General features: G+C 49.7%; 10 protein-coding genes and 1 rRNA gene. 2 read left to right on the top strand and 9 right to left on the bottom strand.

Annotated elements, in window-relative coordinates; genetic code table 11:
- Positions 1-128: 128 nt before the first annotated feature.
- The 5 genes from BLW29_RS30285 to BLW29_RS30265 all read right to left on the bottom strand — a co-directional run bounded on the left by BLW29_RS30285 (position 129) and on the right by BLW29_RS30265 (position 11,787).
- Positions 129-1,850: a sensor histidine kinase gene (locus BLW29_RS30285; RefSeq protein WP_090986719.1), complete on the bottom strand. Its 1,722-nt coding sequence runs from the start codon at positions 1,848-1,850 to the stop codon at positions 129-131.
- Positions 1,847-3,412: a response regulator transcription factor gene (locus BLW29_RS30280; protein WP_090986717.1), complete on the bottom strand. Its 1,566-nt coding sequence runs from the start codon at positions 3,410-3,412 to the stop codon at positions 1,847-1,849. The genes BLW29_RS30285 and BLW29_RS30280 overlap by 4 nt, the downstream gene beginning before the upstream one ends.
- Before the next feature lie 189 nt (positions 3,413-3,601).
- Positions 3,602-4,168 (bottom strand): TetR/AcrR family transcriptional regulator, encoded by a 567-nt coding sequence (locus BLW29_RS30275; protein ID WP_090986715.1) that lies wholly within the window; start codon positions 4,166-4,168, stop codon positions 3,602-3,604.
- Between the two features lie 80 nt (positions 4,169-4,248).
- Positions 4,249-8,415: a S8 family serine peptidase gene (locus tag BLW29_RS32065; RefSeq protein WP_177186867.1), complete on the bottom strand. Its 4,167-nt coding sequence runs from the start codon at positions 8,413-8,415 to the stop codon at positions 4,249-4,251.
- 45 nt (positions 8,416-8,460) lie between these two features.
- Entirely contained in the window at positions 8,461-11,787 is a 3,327-nt protein-coding gene (locus BLW29_RS30265) for a S8 family serine peptidase (RefSeq protein ID WP_143044480.1), read from the bottom strand.
- Between the two features lie 628 nt (positions 11,788-12,415).
- On the opposite strand from BLW29_RS30265, the gene BLW29_RS30260 reads away from it, so the two are divergent.
- Positions 12,416-13,414 (top strand): GntR family transcriptional regulator, encoded by a 999-nt coding sequence (locus BLW29_RS30260; RefSeq protein ID WP_090986710.1) that lies wholly within the window; start codon positions 12,416-12,418, stop codon positions 13,412-13,414.
- A 46-nt stretch (positions 13,415-13,460) separates the two neighbouring features.
- Here the strand turns inward: BLW29_RS30260 and BLW29_RS30255 are convergent, their stop codons facing one another.
- Both BLW29_RS30255 and BLW29_RS30250 read right to left on the bottom strand, forming a co-directional pair.
- Positions 13,461-13,967: a DUF1854 domain-containing protein gene (locus BLW29_RS30255; protein WP_090986708.1), complete on the bottom strand. Its 507-nt coding sequence runs from the start codon at positions 13,965-13,967 to the stop codon at positions 13,461-13,463.
- Complete coding sequence (locus BLW29_RS30250) at positions 13,967-16,159, bottom strand: ABC transporter ATP-binding protein (RefSeq protein WP_090986706.1); 2,193 nt, start codon at positions 16,157-16,159, stop codon at positions 13,967-13,969. The genes BLW29_RS30255 and BLW29_RS30250 overlap by 1 nt, the downstream gene beginning before the upstream one ends.
- Before the next feature lie 388 nt (positions 16,160-16,547).
- On the opposite strand from BLW29_RS30250, the gene BLW29_RS30245 reads away from it, so the two are divergent.
- Positions 16,548-17,423 (top strand): NAD-dependent epimerase/dehydratase family protein, encoded by an 876-nt coding sequence (locus BLW29_RS30245; RefSeq protein ID WP_090986704.1) that lies wholly within the window; start codon positions 16,548-16,550, stop codon positions 17,421-17,423.
- A gap of 70 nt (positions 17,424-17,493) precedes the next feature.
- On the opposite strand, the gene BLW29_RS30240 is transcribed toward BLW29_RS30245, so the two are convergent.
- Both BLW29_RS30240 and BLW29_RS30235 read right to left on the bottom strand, forming a co-directional pair.
- Entirely contained in the window at positions 17,494-18,411 is a 918-nt protein-coding gene (locus tag BLW29_RS30240) for a Rossmann-fold NAD(P)-binding domain-containing protein (protein ID WP_090986702.1), read from the bottom strand.
- A gap of 565 nt (positions 18,412-18,976) precedes the next feature.
- A 23S ribosomal RNA gene (locus tag BLW29_RS30235) occupies positions 18,977-19,064 on the bottom strand; the annotation flags it as partial.

Genomic DNA, 19,064 nt, shown 5'->3' with positions numbered 1-19,064 from the left:
ACTTATCATAACAGCGGGCCCAAGGGTCGTAATTATCACATATCTTCGATCCTTATCAGTTTTCTACGTACTTTATAAAAAAACTCCGTACCCTAGATCAGGTACAGAGCCAGCAAGCTTTTCAACTTTTATGCTTCCATCGATAGAGGTATGGTTACTTTCATAGTCGTACCTTCACCGATCGTGCTGCTTATTGTGATTCCGTAATCGTCTCCGAACTTTAACTGAAGCCGTTCGTTTACGTTTTTCAAGCCATAGCCGGAAGACTGAACCGTAAGCAAATTTCCGATCATGTCCTCCGAAATCCCCGATCCGTTATCCTCTACTGTAAATACGACCGTGTCTGCCTCTATACGAGCAATGAGTTTGATTTGGCCTCGGCCCTCGTCTTTCTTATCAATGCCATGCTGGATCGCATTTTCTACGAGCGGCTGCAAGACGAGATTGATCATTTTATGCGCATAAACCTGTTCATCGATCTCATACACGACATCGAAGCTGTAATTTTTCATGATGAGCACGATTTCCAAGTAAGACCTGATATTCTCAAGCTCTTCCCGGACCGTAATAATTTGCCCGCCTTTGTTCAGAGCCGTTCGATAAAATTTCGACAACGAGACGACGATGTGACTAATATCATGCTCCTCGCTTCGCAGCGCCTTCCAATTGACAAACGACAATGTATTGTACAGGAAATGCGGATTGATTTGCGCTTGCAACGCGCGCAGCTCGGCATCCTTCTGGATGATTTTGCTCGCATAGGACTCTTGAATGACCTCATTAAGTCTCTTGAGCATATGCCCGAACCGAATCATTAACTCGCCGATTTCATCCTTGGCTCCCGTGTGTACCTGCAGCTCCAGCTCCCCGGTTTCCACCCGCTTCATCCAGGAGACGAGCGTATGAATCCGCTTCATGAGATTGTTGGACATCGCAGTTATGAGGATAAGGAGAAGCAGGATACAAGACCCGGCGACGATGGACGTTGCGGTTAGAATCTTATCGGCGTTCAACGACACATTCTTGACCGGTACATAGGTGTAGATCAACCAGCCCGACTCCGGAATTTGTTTCTTCAGCACAAGTAATTTCTGATCGTCGATTTCTACCGTCCCGCTTCTCGCTTGGATAATATCCGCATCATTTAAGCTGTTCAATCCGAATGCCTTTACAGATTCAGTGGAATTCGAATAGAGGATGCCGCCTTTGGCATTGGTCACGATGACCCCGTTTCCCGGCATCAGCTCGGCAACTCGTCCGAATAAATCTTTCATGTCAATCTGCATGACGAGCAGGTCGCGCTGACCATTCACGAGCAGACGCGGGAACGTACTGATGAAGTACAGCTCCGACGAGTGCCTGATCCATACCGGCCTTACATCATTTTGTCCAAGTTCCTTATACCAAGCAAACGAAGGCAGTCGCCGAGCAGACATAATGGCGTATCCTGACTCAGGCATCTCGTTCTCCGTATACACGGTTAGCTGGTTAATTTCTTTGTTGCCGATCCGTATTTGGTTGAAATTGGGGTAGAAGTATCGATTCAAGTCGTAGTACAAATTCACATAGTCCATATAGGGGGTACTAATGATCTGCTGGATCTTGCTGTTGTTTAGAATGATGTTTGCCGTATGATTGTACAATTCCGCCTTGTAATTGAAATAGCCGGCCATCGTATCCACATTGCGGTCTAATGCTTGCTCGGCTTGCGTGTTCAATAGCTGCTTGGACTGCCAATAGGAGTAGATGCCGAGTACCAATATCGGAATGATGATGACCGACAAATAAGACAAGAACAGCTTCGGCTTCAGACGCAAACCATTCCATTTATGAACGATTCTGCTGATCATATGCCAAGCTCTTCCCGGAATTGCGTCGGCGTCATGCCAAAATGGGACTTAAACAACGAGCAGAAGTAGGCCATATTGGAGTATCCCGTTTCTTCGCTGATGTCGGCTACTTTCTTGTTGGTTTCGGCAAGCAGCTCCTTGGCTTTCTTCATACGCGTATTCGTGATGTATTTGATAATACTGACGCCAACTTGTTTCTTGAACAAATGACTTAGATAGTTAGGTGACAAATAAACACTCTCCGCCAGCTCTTCGACAGATAGATCCCGCTTGTACTCGTTATGTATCGTTCGCAGAATGAATTCGGTCACTTTGCGGTTATTCGAGTCAGCCGTCTGCCCGTCCGTCGTTTCGCAGCTTTCCAATGCGGATATCATCAGCATGCAAAGCTCGCTCAGCTTGTTCGATTTATAGATCTGTTCGAGGTTTTTCTTGAACTGCTCCGTGTTTTTCTTCGGCGCATAGTCGAACATCATTTTCAAAATTTCCATGCAGCTGTACTTCAAATAAATCGAGGAAATCTGCTTCCCTGCCTTTAGCAGCTCAACTAATGTCTCAAATCGCATACGGGCGGATTGGAAATCCTTGCGCTCCACATCTTTTGCGATTTCCGACATCTTCTCTTCCACGCTGTCGGAAGAATGCCCGTCTATCCAAGCGCTTTCTGCAATCAATACGGCGCCTTTATCATAAAAAAACTTACTCTCCAGTATCGATTCAATTTCGTTATAGGCGATTCGAAGGCTGCCAATATTGTCAATCGGTCCGCTAAATGCGGCAAAAAGATCCGTATCGTACTTCTTCTTGAATTGTTGCAGGATACGGTTCCCGATTGCTTCCATGTCAGCGGTCGTATCCCCTTCCAGCACTTCCATGAACAGCATGCTCTGATATTCATTGAGATTGAACCCTTCATGCTGCCGCTGTACACATTCGCTGATCAACCTTTCGAGATCGAGATCAGATAAATCGAAAACACGACTGCGTGCGTCCAACATCACCATTCGCAGCGCTCTGGAACCGGTAAGCATCGGAATCGGCGCCTGTAATTCGAATGACTCGTGCTGGAGCTGGAGGTCGTCAATTTCCCCGTGAATCAACTGCGAAACCAGCCGCTGTTTCTCGTGACGGATGATCCCTTGCCCATAAGCCTTCTCGAGCTGTTTCTGCCGCTCCTCTTCCTGCTTTTCCTTCTCGCACATGTGGATGACTTGCGAGATGACCTTCAGAAATTCATTGACTTGCACCGGCTTCAGAATATACCTGATAGCGTTTACATCAATCGCTTTCTGCGCATATTCAAAATCGCCGTAGGCGCTCATGAAAATCACTTTAACCGGTATAGCCAGTTCCCGAACCGCGGCGGCCAGCTGAAGCCCATCCATGCCTTTCATCCGGATATCTGTAAATAAAATATCCACATGGTTCTGCTTCATGAACGCAAGCGCACTCTCTCCGCTGTCCGCTTCATGAATCTCCAGCTGCAAGTCATATTTGTCGATCAGGAATTTCACGCCTTCTCTTTCGAACTGTTCGTCGTCAACGATGAGCATCTTGAACATGGGCACTGCCCCCCTGGTGAGGATAGACTCTCTCCAAAACTTATTTCATCATTGTAACTGAATCGCGTGTTCGCGCCAATGCGAATCGTTTCCAGTGGCAGCCTCATGTCAGCACAAAAACCTCCCATTAGCCCTATAACATCTAGGTTATCGGCTAAAATGGGAGGTTGATATGGACGATAGTTCAATCTACGGATGGACTAACATACGGCTGAGCCCCATCCAAGTATCCATCAAGGAATGTCCGCCTCTTACGCGGCGATATTGGATGGAGCCCTTAATTGCCGACAACATGGCCAGGGCGATCGGACAAAAACCGGATTCAGCGTCGCGAGATTCAGCACCGTCCGGATGAATCAAGTCTTGCATGAGTGACAGCTCAAATTGACTGAGCTCCTGCATTTTCTGTCTCATCGTTTCCGGCAGCAGCTCGTAATCCGCCTGCAGCGATGAAATCGGGCAAATCTCATTATCAGCTAGCCGTTCGGATTGCAGATGGCAGAATTGGACGAATTTTTCTTCGACCGACTCCACCGATTCTCGCATCAGTGCAGAGAAATCGACTAGTCTCTGATAGATCTGATTGAGCACGGCCAGACCCAAGTCTTCCTTCTTCACAAAATGATAATGGATGCTCGCTTTGGATATGCCGAGATGCTTAGAGAGGTCGTCGTAACTGAAAGCCGTATAACCTTTTTGTCGAATCAACGATTCAGCCAATTGCAGCAGCTGCTCTTTGCGTTTTGCGGTTTCCATGTTGCCCACCTCGCTATCGGATAAATCAGAATGGAACTGCCGAGAGCATCTCGGCAGTTCCTTCCGTTATACAGGTTAAACTAGATACGGCCAGATGCTGCCAGCAGCTCGTACAGCACTTTCGCCGCAGCTTCGCGCGTCGTAGCGCCGGCTGGCTGGAAGTAGAACTTGCCGTTCGATTCGATGCCCTTCATCAGACCGGCATCTGTTACGAGTTGAATGCTTTCCTTCGCATAACTGCTAAACTTCGCAGCATCGGCGTAAACAACAGGATGGCTTGATTGCTGCAGCCCGACCAGCTTGATCGCCCTAGCCAGCATGACCGTCAAATCTTGACGGGTAATGGCTGCATTTGGGTTAAAGCGGCCATCCGAACCCGTTACAAGTCCAGCCTCATAAGCGCTGATCACATCGGAAGCAAACCAATCGCTGCCGCTTACATCGCTGAACGGATTGACCGCTGCTTTCGTTTGCAGCCCAAGCGTTCTTGCGAGCATCGACGCGAATTGTGCGCGCGTCACATTAGCCTTAGGCGAGTAAGCATGCTCTGAAGTGCCGTTCAGCAGGAATTTGTCTGCAAGCGATTGAATTTGATCATGCGCCCAAGACTTATCGATATCGGTGAACGTTACCTGTCTCGACGCAGCAGCATAGGTAGAGAAGCCCGGTCGACGAATCGTCACGATGGACTTGCCATCGCCTGCAGCCGTTACTTTGGCCGGTACAGGATAAACGTGGCCGCCATCAAGGTACAACGCGCCTGCCGCGCTTGCATCGCTCTCAACAAGGAACGATCTCGGCACGGCTTGGTCCGCTTTCAGCTTAAGCGGAGTACTAACGCCATTCTTCAAGCTGCTAGTTTCAAAGGCGTACGGCGTTCCGATGATCGCGGCATCTTTTACCTGCTTCACGAAATCGGATTTGCTGCCTTCGTCCTTCTTGATCGTAATCAAGATATCCGCTCCGTCAGCCGCTTGACCTAATGCAAGAAGCGGCAGAGCGACGGATGCATCGTTCCAAGTGAAGACGATCGATCCCTTCAGTCCGGCTTCTTTCACAAGCTTCACTTGTGCAGCTGTTAATTGCAGCTGTGCGGAAGAAGCATCCTTGGAAGCTGCTCCGATTGTGAGCGCAACGGATTGTTTCGCTTCGGCAATTGCTTTCTGCAAATCGGCATCCGTGACGGACACGGCCAATTGCGTGCCTTCCAGCTTCGATTGCGGTGCGATCGCAATGCCGGTCTGCCCCTTCTCTATCACGGAAGCTGCGACATCTTTGTTGTACGCTGCCTCATTAGGCGTTATCGGTCCTATCACAACAGGCGGGGTTGTCGGTGGATTAGGCTCGTCAACGGCAGCATCCTTCGACACGTAGAACGATTTGAATGCCACAGACTCATCGACGACATTGTAGTCCTTATCGAAGACCGTGCCTACGACCGCCAGCTTGTACCTTCCTTCCGGAAGATCTTCATTTAATTTATTGCCATCTTGCACAAGGATACCTAAGTTATAAGAGCCATCGAATTCAGGAATGATGACGCTTGACGGAATCGGCTTTAGGATGTCTTTCGCGTCATCCCGATCATAGACTTCGGCCACTAAGCCTAATACTTCGTTATTTAAGTCGACGACCACGGCGTAAAAGTGATTAATTGTTCCTGTCGGAAGCGACGCCGTAATGTCGATTGGCGCGTCCTTGGACACCGTCGTATTGCTGAGTGTCAGGTTCTGAATCAAGAAGTCGTTGTCATCAGACTCATCGCCGATGTGAATGACGAACGGCAGATGCAGGGAAGGAAGCCCCTTGCTCTCCAGTAAGACTTCACCCTCATATACGCCAACCTTTGCGCGTGGGATAGACTTCGCGGTCAAGTTGAAATTGAACTCGCTGCCTGCTCCTACTGTAATTTGGTTGGCTGTTACTCCCTCCAGTCCCATGATGATCTCGCCGGGATTCGGCGTAGGGATCGGATGATGCGGATCGGACGTTACCGAAGGATGCATCACGAGCTTCGCATTATACGTCACGGACGCATTCGAGAGGTTCTTGACGCGAAGCGGCTTTTTGACTGCGTCCTTCGCGCCCGGGTTCATCATGCCGAAGCTCACGCTGCTGCCTTCGCTAGGCATAACGATCGGATTCATCTTATCATCGTGAAGCGTAATTTCATCCATCGATTCAATAATGGCATGCGTGTCGATGGCATTCATGACATTGACGCGTCCTGCGCCTTGCGAATAGACATCATACATCGTGCCATTCTCGTCTTGAATCTCCTCTGCTGTATTCGCCAGCGCTGCGCGAATATCAGTCGGTGTCCAATCCGGATGAGCCTGCTTAATCAACAAAGCAAGTCCGGCCACATGAGGGGTAGCCATGCTTGTGCCGCTAAGCTTGGCATAGGCTTTGTCATAATTAGCTCCAGGATTCGCTTGCCCGTATGCAGGGATTGAAGAGAAGATCGACACGCCGGGAGCACTCAAGTCCGGCTTAATGCCATAATTGCCATCCGAGTTCGGGCCTCTGGAGCTGAAATCAGCCATATGGTCGCCGGCTACCGCAACGGTTTTGAAGTCATTTTTCATCGTAAACTGCAACGTTTGTTCCGGATGCGCCTTCAATTGGCGGGCTAAAGCACGCCCCATCTTGCCCGGCATATCGAATGTCGGGATATAGTCGTAGCCGTCGCCTAGGAAAGCAAGCGGACCGATCTCGCCGTCACGAGACAGAATTTCTTCCGATAAGTCAGGGACACCCGGGTTACTGGCATCGTAATTGCCATTGAAGATGACAGCTGCCTTCGCGCCATGCTTTGCAGCCAATTTCGCTTTCTCATCAAAGCTGGAAAGCCCCCGGGAGATGAAGACGATTTTGTCAGCTAGGAAGGCCGGCGTGAGTCCTTTATAATCATCTTCCCTACCCAAACCGACGTAAACGCCTTGAATTGGATTGGTTCCGAACATGGTGTTAAAGCTAACTTTATCCGTCGTCCAGCTCATCAAGCTCATATTCGTGTCATAAACCTCTGAACCGACTGCGCTGTGAATCGTTCCCCGGACGCGGTTGCTATCGCTTGTCACCGCGCCGACGGAAATCGCCATCTGCGAAGCGGCTGGTGATCCCATGGAATAGTAGTATTGATTACCGCCCCCGGCATTACCGTTCGCGACCACGGCTACAACCCCTGCTAATACGGCATTGTTTACCGCGATAGAGTCAGGCGAATCAGGATCCTTCTCCAGGTCGCTCCCTAGGGAAAGGTTAATGACATCCATTTGGTCGTCGACAGCATGCTCGATCCCGTCAATAACTTGGGAGGATGTGCCGCCTTCCGGGCCGAGCACTTTATATGCGTACAGATCCGCCTCATAGGCGACACCCTTCTGCACATGCGCAGACGTCGGGTTAGAAGCCGTGCCGGCAATCGTGCCGGATACGTGCGTTCCATGGATAGAGCCTGTCGAGTCTTCATAGCCTTTCACCGGCAAATCTTCATACGGGTCGTCGTCCTGATTGATGGCATCGTAACCGCCTTCGACATAATTGCCCTTGAGATCCGGATGTAGGTAATCGATGCCCGTATCAATGACGCCGACCTTCAACCCTTTGCCTGTCAATCCGCGTCCCCATGCCTCTAGAACGCCGATTTGCTCAAGTGGAACCGGATCGAAATCCGATAGGCCGGCAGCGCCTTGATAGCTGTCAGGCTCGTCGATCGGGTAATAGATGACATTCTTATGAATGGCTTTCACGCCCGGAAGCTTGGCCAATTGCGGAATCAGATCGGCTCGGATCGTAATCTCCATTCCGTTTAGCACCGTATTGAAGCTGCGGTTGACCTTAAACGGAATGCTGCTCGCTTGCGCACTTTGAACGAACGCCTGCTGCTCCGTTTGCACGTTTGCCTCGCTTGCTTCCGCGGCCAACTTCTTGTTCCCCAGCTTTGCAGCATATTTGCCAACGGCCGCCGGCTGGCCGCTTAGTTGAATGATGACATTCATTTCCTTCTTAGATGCGGTATCGATGTCATCGGCAATGTAAGCTTCGCCCGGGATCGCGTTGATCCCGGCCTCCGGCTTAGCTTGCTGCAGCAGTCTGGTTACGGCTTCCAGACCTTCCTTCGTTATGAATGCCTTGTCCCGAGGAGCGGCATGTGCGGCTGGCAAGCCGGTCGTGACCAAACTTCCGGCCAGCACCGAGACCGTTGCGAGCGAAAGTGATTTTTTGAGAAGTGATCGTTTCACGTTCAAGTACCCCATTTCGGTTCAGAATAGTAGCTGCTTGGCGATCTAGTTTAAGTTCAGGACGTCCAGGCCGTCGATGGTTACGATGCTGTTGCTCGACTTGGGATTCGATTCACCGGCATGCACGATCGAGACATGATGCACGCCGTTTGCGAGCTCGCCAGACGTAAAGACTGGCACCTGATAGCGGATCTTATCGCTGTATAGATCAATAGGAGCTGCCGTCACAGATTTACCGTCGATGAAGATATTCACCTTGCCGCGGTTACTGCCGGTCGAGGACCAGACGGTGACCTTCGTGCCTGTGAATGTGAAGTCGACCGCACTGCCCGGAGTCGTGGTATAGGTCTGCACACCATCGGCATATTTCTTGCCGTACCGAATTGCCCAAGGTCCCTCGTAATCGGCGGAAGGATCTGTCGGCGAAATTAAGCCGGAGAACACGAACGCATCCACGTTAATGGCCATCTTCATGTTCACACCGCGTACGGCTCGAATCTCTACGTCGTGATGTCCGTTGGGCAGTATCATTTTGAATAACGATTGCTTCGATTGAGGCGTCTTGCTGGACAATTCGGCATACCCCATAGGCGATCCGTCGATTCGGATCTCAGCAGTGCCCTGCATATCGTTCTTCGTACCGATCCATTCGAACAGATTCCCTCTAAAACCGAACTTGACGGAACCTTCGCCTTCGAGCTGCTTTATAGTTCCCCCTGAATAAGAAGGGCCTGTTAGTGTCGTCCAATTACCCTCGTAGGTAAGCGAGTCGTCGCTGTCCTCGATAGAACTGGAAGAGTTGCCGTACTGCACGTTCAAGGTGTAGGCACCTGCATTTTGGAAAGCATAAACGTTCACGTAATACGTACCTGCCTTAGGTGCGCGATACGTGATGGATTCGGTAGACGTGCCTTCCGTTTCAGAAAAGGCAACCGCACCTTCTATGCTTTGCACGGTCGTAGCGGAATCATCGTATAGAATCAGATCGAAATCCGTCCCCTCTTCACCTGTGAGCGTGAAGGTTGCCGTTTCGCCGGCGTTCAATTCGACGGAATAAACATGATTCGGATCGTTCGCCTGATCGAGTTTGCCTGTAACAGACGTATTAATTAATGACATACCCGGAATGTCCTTGTTCCACAGCGCGCGGTAAGCACTAATCAGTTTCCCGCTTAATGTAATGGGTTTTAATCCAGGAAGCGATTTGCCGCTCGTTACGACGCGCTGCTTGATATCCAATGCATTCATATCCGGATTCTGACTTCCAACCAGGGCAGCAACGCCTGTAGCATAGGCGGCGGCGTATAACGTACCTTGGGAATACGAGTACCTGCCTTTGCTATTCTTGATATTGACCGTGGTCATATCAGGCTTATTGCTAATGACGGTGTCGTAGAATAACGAGAAATCCATGAGCTTATACTCTTGACCCTCGTAAATCGTGCCGGGAACGCCCCAGCCTTTGAAAATATACCCGCCTTCCTTGACGAGCTTAAGGCCCAGTACATCCCTTACAAAGGCGGATTTCGGGCTCTGATCGATGGAGTCCTGGCCCGTGAGCATCAAGTGGCCGCCGGCGGTAAGATAACCGGTCAAATTCGCTTGGTCTTGATCAGTGATTAGTTTGCTATCCCCGGTAGCTGCCGCTGTTCCCGTGAACCAAATTACGATATCGTACTGCTGCAGCCCTTGCGGTCCGGTGAGCGCCGGACCATCGAAGGTCTCGTCTTCCGTCGTGAATGTTTCATAGGCATAGCCGGCTTTCTGAAGCAGCCCTTCGTAAACAGCCATAGGATCGCTCTCATATAGAGGTCCAACCCCTCCATCGCCGTTGTTAAAGGAGCGCTTGCTGTCATTGACGAGTAGAATTTTCGGTACGCCCTCACCTTCCGGCTTGAGGTAATCTAAGGCGCGATTAAACATATCCTGCCGTTGACCCGCATATTGTGGATCCTCAATCGGAATCTCTTCAAACCCAATTCCGTTGAAGTACGCTTTATAGATACCATTATCGATTTGTGCCGCGTAACCGGCATCAACGTCAGGCGTCGTCGAGATGACCAGTTCGGATGGGGCGGCAACATCGACGGACATTTGTCCGATCGCAGAGCCTACAGCAGGGTCCCCCAGTATGTTAACTCCGGTAACCGACAGCATGTTCAAACTTGGATAGGCCGCCGGGTACACCGGTTGTACATCCGTATTTAAGGTTCCTCTCATGCCTTGGCTTTCGCCGGCCGGGGCAACGAACAACATGTCTGAGGCGTTGATCGCATCTTCGACCAATCTGCTTCTGTAGAGATACACGATTCCGAGCGTTGCGATCTTGGCACCATGCTCATCGGCATAATGAATGGCATCCACGACATCCGTGAAGTAACCTAGCTCCTCGGAAGCCACTTTAAGCGGCATGATATTCACATTTGGCGCCACACCGGCGATGCCTTCGTTATTGTTCATCGCGGCCGCGATCTGTCCGGCAATCGTCGTGCCGTAGGAATCATTTAAGCCGTCGCTCGTATCGAACAACGTATCGTCGTCATGGGCGAAATCCCAGCCGTTCACATCATCGATCAGCCCGTTGTTATCGTCATCGATGTCGTTACCCGCAATTTCCTTGTCGTTGGTCCAGAACTGACCGATCAGATCGGGAGCATCCATCTTGACCCCTGTACCGATGACTGCGACGGTCATGTCCTTGCTGCCCGTCGTAATCTCCCAAGCTTCCGGCAGATCCATGTCGATATCCGGCGTACCTCCAGGCACCGAGCCTTCATTGAGATCTTGCCCGGTATTGTGTAACCCCCATTGTTCATGGAATAGCGGGTCATTCGGCAATACGGCAGATTCCCCTGTGTCCGCTGCTGAAGTAGATGCCTCCTTCGGCAAGACAACCGGTCGAATCATCTGCGGCACCAATGCAGAATTTATCTGGTAATCGGGTTCCGCATAGAGAACGTTCGGATCCTTTAGCAGCTCTACTATGACACTATGTACATCAGATCCAGTCGCGAGTTTCAACAGCTCCGCATTGGGTACGGAGAGCGGGCTGGACCCTGTTATTTGATTGCTTAGTGATAAGGCAAATACGGACTTCTGCTCCGTGCGATATCTGACAATGACGCGATCAGCGGCATACGCTGGCTGTTCAGGCAATGTGCTGGCGAATGAAGGCAGCTGCATGGAAGCTTGCTGTGCCGCATTTGCGTTTGAATCGATAGTTGGGGCAAGGGAATCTTCTCCTTCTGTCCTTTGGCTTTTTCTTATCGGATCGTTTTGCTGCGATTGCTCAGCTATTACAGGTGTTACAACTCCAAAAATCAGCATCGTTGACAGGAGAGCGGAAGCCATTCGCTTACTTGGTCTGATCAAGCCATATCACGTCCTCACTCAAATATTAAAAAATTAATCATAAAAACATAGGAAACGCTTACAATTTCAGTTGATTAACTTACCTACTGATAGATAGATGGGCAATGTGCATTTTATTTTCTTCCCTAAGCTTTACTTATTCATAAAAATATTTATAGGCATATGCCCCCTTTCGCTTCTGTCCTTCATACGTTCCTGTGGTGGCCTGATTCCAGCATGGGATCGCATGTTACGGATTCGAAAGTTTGTGTTACTTATTCTAACATTCTCTTCACAACGAATTCTGAGATGATTATATATTTACTCAATTGAAAGAGTCAATTTATTTATTTTTTTAACTTTTTTATTTATTTCTATAACTTTTTAAAGAAAGTTTGCGTTAGTATACTGAGGATTGTTTTCGGAGGTGGCATCAACCTAACGTAAATAGTCAAACCAGTGGTTATAACAATGCATGCTTGCCTATAGATTTAAACTTCATAATTTCTCTTTAATCTCGGAGAAGTCGTGGTCATTTCTCCAGAATCATGCAGAGCCTATCGCTTATTACCATTCTTGGATCTTTATTTATTCAGAAAACGAGCTACATGCACTATGCATAGATATATAGGTAAATGAGGGTGTGGATATGATTTCGAATCGCTTCTGCTTAACAGTCGATCATCAAGTGAATTTTGGGGTACATACCCAAATGAAAGAACAGCTCAAGTGGCTGATCGGAACGGGGCAACTGAAGCCCGGCGATCCTCTGCCTGCCGCGAGCCACCTGGCCGATCTGCTGGGACTTAATCGAAATACCGTGAACGGGGTATACAGCCAGCTGAAAGTCGAAGGTCTTGTTTCTATGCAAAAGGGTAAAGGAACACAAGTGCTTGGCGGCGCGGCGACAGAGCGGCTTCGCAGGAAAGCTGTACCCATGAAGAGGCTGCTGGATGGCGTTATTAAAGGAGCCCGCGCCGAAAAAATGGATCTGCAGGAGCTCTTCATGGCCGGCTTGGGTTATAGTCTGCTGCAAAGCGGCCTTCCGACCGTTCCAGCTCGCATCCTGCTCGTAGAAAGCAAGGACCATGATCTTTATTTCTATCAAGAAGAAATCGAACGGGTGACCGGTCTTGAGGTGTGTACGATTTTCCTCGAGGATTTGTTGGAAGGCACTCGCACGATTAAGGAGGCACGCCCGAACGATATATGGGTGACCAGCTTGAACCAGGCGAATCGCGCCAAGGCGATACTGGCTCCTCTGGACAAGAAGGTGCATGTCGTCGAAGTCACAGTCGATACTTCTATCGTTCTTGAATTAGCTACGCTGCAGCGAGATTCGCATATATCCTTTGTCTCTCACGGTCAAACCGGAGGGGAGTGGATGCTCCAGCGCATTCGTGATGACGGTATTACTCACTTGTGTCCGGTCATTATCGGCATAGATGAGCATGACAATCTAGAGAAAGCCCTTCGCCGCTCAACTAAAATATATACTTCCAATGCTGTTTACACAGAGCTCAAGCAATTGGCTCCGGACAAAGTCCAACTCTTCAAGTTACGTCTGGAACGAAGCAGCGAAAACCTGCTTAGAGAGCTGGCTGCCTCGGATCTGAATTATCGATACGGTACAGGATTTGCACCTTAAGGCATGCAGAAGGGTTGGGCAGAAATTATCCGCCCAACCCCCATGATTACAACACTTCTTCCAGCAGCTTGCGGCTGTGTGCATCCAGTTCACGCCAGTCCGTAATCTCGCAGCGTTTACCGCTCATGTCGGTCAGAATGACTCGACCGCCACCGGGATATTGCATATGCTCATGCAGATTGCGCATGACCATCCGGGTCGCGCCCAGATGGGTTTGCAGCTCCCACATCCAGAGATCGGACTTGAACTTCACGCTCTCAACACGCGTCACGCGCGGCATGAAATAACGCAGTTGCAGCTCCTTCTCAAGCTCTCTGGCACTCTCTTCATACAGCTCTTTAATGTCCGGAACGATCCCCAGCTCTTCGCCTTTCGTATTTCGAATCGAAATATATTCGGTGGTGTAGAGAAACGGAAACGCACGGTACACCTCAAGCTCTTCGTAGGGTACGCCTTCTATAATACCTTGGAATACGCCGCCATTGCCGCGGCTGAAATAAACATCATCCGGCGAGAACAGCCGAATATCATATTTGTCGACTTCAACGGTCATCAGCCTTCAACCCCCTTGATCTTGGACAGCTCTTTCTGCGCATCCACGAGCTTCCGGTAGGCGCCGTCCTCTTTCTCGAGCAGCTGCTCATGCGTGCCGACTTCAACGATTTTGCCTCGATCCAGGACAACAAGCCGATCTGCATTGCGAAGCGTCGACAGGCGATGCGCAATCGCGAATGTCGTCCGGCCTTTAACCAGCCGCGAAATCGCTTCTTGAATTTGGCGTTCTGTCTCGGTATCTACCGATGCAGTCGCTTCATCCAGAATCAGTATACGCGGATCATGAATAATGGCACGAGCGATGGCCACTCGCTGCTTCTCTCCGCCGGAGAGCTTATGCCCTCGCTCGCCTACGCGAGTATCGTAGCCGTCCGGGAGACGCACGATGAAGTCATGCGCGTTGGCAATCTTTGCTGCTCGCATAATCTCCATCGGCGTTGCGTCTGGCTTGGAGTAGGCGATATTCTCGGCGATTGTACCGTCGAAGAGAAACGTCTCCTGAAGCACGACGCCGATCTGCTTACGCAGGTCAACCTGACTAATGTCTCGAAGATCCGTACCATCAATGAGGATGGCACCTTCATCGGTGTCATAGAACCGGCAAATCATGTTGATGAACGTCGACTTACCCGCCCCGGAATGACCGACCAGGCCGATCATTTCACCTGCTTTAACCTGCAAGTTGACGTCTTTGAGCACCGGATGATGCTTCTCGTAGCCATAGGTGACTTTCTCGAAGATAACGTCCCCTTTGATAACGCCGATTGCTGCGGGATTACGAACGTCAGGCACGTCAGGCGGCGTATCCATGATTTCGAATACGCGATGTGCTGCCGCCATGGCATTGCTCGCCCAGCTGATCATTTGACTGATCCATTGCAGCGGGCCGAATAACATGCCAAGGTAAGCGATAAGTGCCATCAGTACACCAAGCTGCATATTGTCACTCAGTACTTTGCTTCCGCCGTTATACCAGATGAGCAGCGTGCCCAGTCCGGCAATGAAGGCAAAAGCCGGGAACATGAATGACCAGAGACCTTCCATGCGGATATTGCGTCGTACGACCTCAACATTCGCATCTGCATAACGAGATAGTTCATCCCTCTCCCTGCCGAACGCTTTAACAACGCGTATCCCTTGAAGAGAATCGCCGACAAGTGTGTTCAACCGGAAGATCGATCGCCATTGCTGGTACCAACGCCGTCCAATCTTCGGCCAGATCGTCATCGATACGGCGATCATGACCGGCACAGGCAGAATCGCATACAACGTAAGCTGCCAATCGAGTCCGAACATAATGATGAAGATCGCAATGATCCGCAATCCCTCCGCGGACATGAACACGACGCCATCCGTCATGAACTGTCGCATCGCTTCTGAATCGTTGTTGACCCTTCCAATGAATTGCGACGTTTGGCGGCGGTCGAAGAAAGCAAGTGAGAGCCGCATGAGCGAGCTGTAAACATCTTTACGCAAGTCGCCCATCAGCTTCGATCCTACCCATACACCGATTAATCCGCGAATCGTCTGCATAACCGACATGAGAAGCATCGTTACGCCTAACCCCAGCACAACATACAGCAGAGTCGAACCAATATCCTTAGGGCCAAGGACGTCATCAATAATGACCTTCGTTAAGTAAGGCGGTACCAATTCTACGAGTGTTGTTGTGATTAATAGACAAGCCGCAGCTATCATTTGCAGCTTATACGGCTTGGTGTAGCTCAGCATTCGAGCGGCTACCTTGCCATTGTGTGTGCATATCTGGCAGATCTGCGTCCCTTCAGACAGCGGGTTGCCGCAGCTATGGCAGCTGCGTGGGAGCTCGCGCTCCGAAAGTACTGGCCGCTCCTCGTTCTTCGCCATCGCGCCGAGCAGCTTCGCCGCAAAACCGAACACCGGCGATTGTGCAGCCGTATAACGCGCGATTACGACCGGACCTTTGTCTGTGTCAGTCACCAGCGTGCCTCCACCGATTGCACTGACAGCCCGCGCATCCTTCAGCTCTGCTAACGGCTGTTTGAGCAGCTGCGTCTTGTCTTGCTGCCATACCACGATGTCTTGCTCCGTGACAGCTATCCATTGCTCTCCGAATCGGCCATCCTGCAGCAGATCGGTCTTGGCGCTGAACAGAAGTTCAGACGTTAGTTGCTTCCTCAGCACTTCCGGAAGCTGGTCTTGAATTGACATGGTGCCCTCCTGTGTCTCTAAACAATTATTGGGCTGACTCCAATTTAGACCCGACAATCCAATTGCGAGTCGGCCACTACGAATATATGTTCTGTATTTACTTTATAATTCCTTCTTTCTTTGTAAACTTTAGCCAGAAATATGCCAATACGCAAAAATATCCCCACTTTTCGCATGATACCACACCTTCTAGCAAGTACCGCTCCGCCTCCGAAATGGTAGTATAGACTGTGGATGCAGCAATACTGCAATACCCATCGTGGATTCTAAAGCCCATAGGGGTATTAGAACTTTTTTCTCCCTATCGACGAACTAAAGTACCAGGTATGCAAAGGCAGGCTCATGCTATAATGCTAGAATCAGAACATAGAAGCGAGGGATTCCCATAATGAAAGTATTAGTTACCGGTGCTTCCGGCAATGGCGGGCAAGCGATAAGCAGAGCGCTTATTCAAGCGGGATATACGGTTCGCATGGCAGATGTGTCGCCTCCGGCGGGGACAGATTTCTCCGATGTGGAATTTGTCCGCTGCGACAGCCGTACAGCCGGCGATGTTCGCCGCGCTGTGGAAGGAATGGATGCTGTCGTTCATCTGGCCGCTTGGCACTGTGCCCATAATCCGCCGGTAAGTGATGAAACGATCTTTGCTGTGAATGTGGATGGTACGTTCAACGTACTTGAAGCATGTAAACAAGCAGGTATACAATCCATCGTTTATGCTTCATCGATGGCCTACGGCTGGGGCTCCGTATATAGCGTTTCGAAGGTAATCGGAGAAGATTTGTGCAGGGCTTATCACGAAATGACCGGTGCCTCGATCGCCATGCTTCGCTATCATGAATTCATTCCTCGTCCGTACTTAGAATTCGGCTCACGTTTGCTCCGAAATGGCGTCGACCGCAGAGATGTAGCTGCTGCTACCGTAGCATCCGTGAAAGTTTCGCTGAATCGGGATATCGGGCTTTTCTGCACAATTGTACATACCAATCATGGCATGCCTCAGGAAGTCGTGAACAACTTCCGAGAGCTTGGCCCCGATTGGTGCGAAGAGCAAGTGCCCGGCGCACGCCATCTAATCGAGAAATATGCGATCAGCCTGCCCGGCTCCGTTGAGCAGCACGACCTCTCCGAAGCGGAGCAAGCGCTCGGCTGGAAGCCTGCGATTGGTTTTACCCAGTTCCTTCGTGATCTTAAGATCCGTGATGAACGCGGCATTGATGTTAGCAGCCTCTTCGTGCCATCCGAATTACCGGCAGATCTATAGCCCTATCACAAAGGCTGCCTCCTAAGTATAAGTATGCATTGCAACTTCGGAGGCAGTCCTTATTAGTTGATCAACTCTTATTCAGTACATGCAGCAGTAACGCCTTTTGAACATGCATTCTGTTCTCCGCTTGTTGATAGATGATTGACTTCTCGGACTCAATCAACTCTTCTTCAATCTCGTACCCGGGATGAATAGGCATATCATGCATGATATATGGCGAGTAGCCACTAAGGTTCTTTCTGTTTAACTGAAAGGGAAGCATCTGCTCGATTCTTCGATTTTTCTCCTCTTCGTAACGACTTTCTTGGACAAATTCCATATCAACCCATGTATCCGTATAGACGAAATCAGACCTGGAGGATGCTTCAGCCAAGCTACTTACATGCTCGACAAACCCGCTCCGGCTAGCCGTTTGCATCAGTTCTTCATCCCATGACGGCCTGTTTATTATAGGTGTCACCAGCAGTAGGTTTATGCCCAAGGTGACGCAGCCAGCAATAAGTGAATTAGCTACATTATTATGTATCCCGACATAGGTGATTGTCACTCCCGAGAATGTTCCTGCTACCTCATAAATGGTCATTAAGTCTGCCAACGCTTGGCAGGGGTGATATTTATCGCAGCAACCATTGATTACGGGGACTTGAGAGTACTTGGCTAATTCAAGCAGATCGGAATGGTTCTTTAATCTTGCCATGATGACATCACAGTTTCTTGATGCATACCTGGCCTCATATTGTATGGGAGAAATGCTGAAATTGCTAGCGTCCCAATCCAGCGTCACAGCATATCCGCCTAATTGATTCATGCCGGACTGAAAGGATAGGTTGGTTCGAGTCGATGTCTTCTGAAAGAGCATGAGGAGTCCTTGTCGTTCACAAGCATCATAATAGTGCTGTGGATTCTTCTTTATCTCAATCGCCGACCGAATGATGGATTGAAGGGAAGCTTTGTTTAATTCTTTTAAAGATAGAAGATGGGTCACAGGTTCACCTCGAATGTATAATTATTCATACTAATTAATATAAATACAATATTATTGTGTTCATGAGTAAGTGTCAATAACAGAATGAAGGAGGAGAGTTGAGGTAGAGGTTGGAGAGCTGCTATTCCTCCGCGAGTTCATTGGGAGCAATCACGAGAATGCCACAACCAATGGCAACCTACACATCGTGAGTCCTATTTTTCTATGTACGATTAAATCTGGTAACAATACTGATATTCCAGCATCCCCCACAAATCCAGATCCCGATCAAATCGGTATCGGTTGGATTCCCCTTCATGAATTAGCGAACTTCCCCTTTTATCCGAAAACATTGATACCCCAGTTCATCGAAATTGCCAGAGGAAACAAACCCCGTCAATGCTATGTTGGCGATATGAACTAGAAATCCGCCTCCTGGCGTTAAACAAACAACAAAAAACCGACCTCATTGATAAGGTCGGTTCTTTATGTATGGCGGCTTGCGCCTTGAAAACTGGATACGAACCTTTGCGAAGGTCTTAATTAGCTGATGTTGTCCGAAGTTGAACATCCGAGCAGATGTTCGTAGGATAAGCCCTCGACCGATTAGTATTCGTCAGCTGCATGCATTGCTGCACTTCCACCTCGAACCTATCAACCTGGTCGTCTTCCAG

It is taken from the genome of Paenibacillus sp. CF384 (assembly GCF_900106745.1).
Taxonomy (GTDB): Bacteria; Bacillota; Bacilli; order Paenibacillales; family Paenibacillaceae; genus Paenibacillus_Z.
Note: the sequence above shows the minus strand (reverse complement) of the source record. Positions and strands in the feature narration are given on the sequence as shown.

Excerpts from the sequence above, each read along its gene's own strand:
- BLW29_RS30285 (WP_090986719.1), bottom strand. The coding sequence starts at position 1,850 with ATGATCAGCAGAATCGTTCATAAATGGAATGGTTTGCGTCTGAAGCCG.
- BLW29_RS30280 (WP_090986717.1), bottom strand. The coding sequence starts at position 3,412 with ATGTTCAAGATGCTCATCGTTGACGACGAACAGTTCGAAAGAGAAGGC.
- BLW29_RS30275 (WP_090986715.1), bottom strand. The coding sequence starts at position 4,168 with ATGGAAACCGCAAAACGCAAAGAGCAGCTGCTGCAATTGGCTGAATCG.
- BLW29_RS30260 (WP_090986710.1), top strand. The coding sequence starts at position 12,416 with ATGATTTCGAATCGCTTCTGCTTAACAGTCGATCATCAAGTGAATTTT.
- BLW29_RS30255 (WP_090986708.1), bottom strand. The coding sequence starts at position 13,967 with ATGACCGTTGAAGTCGACAAATATGATATTCGGCTGTTCTCGCCGGAT.
- BLW29_RS30250 (WP_090986706.1), bottom strand. The coding sequence starts at position 16,159 with ATGTCAATTCAAGACCAGCTTCCGGAAGTGCTGAGGAAGCAACTAACG.
- BLW29_RS30245 (WP_090986704.1), top strand. The coding sequence starts at position 16,548 with ATGAAAGTATTAGTTACCGGTGCTTCCGGCAATGGCGGGCAAGCGATA.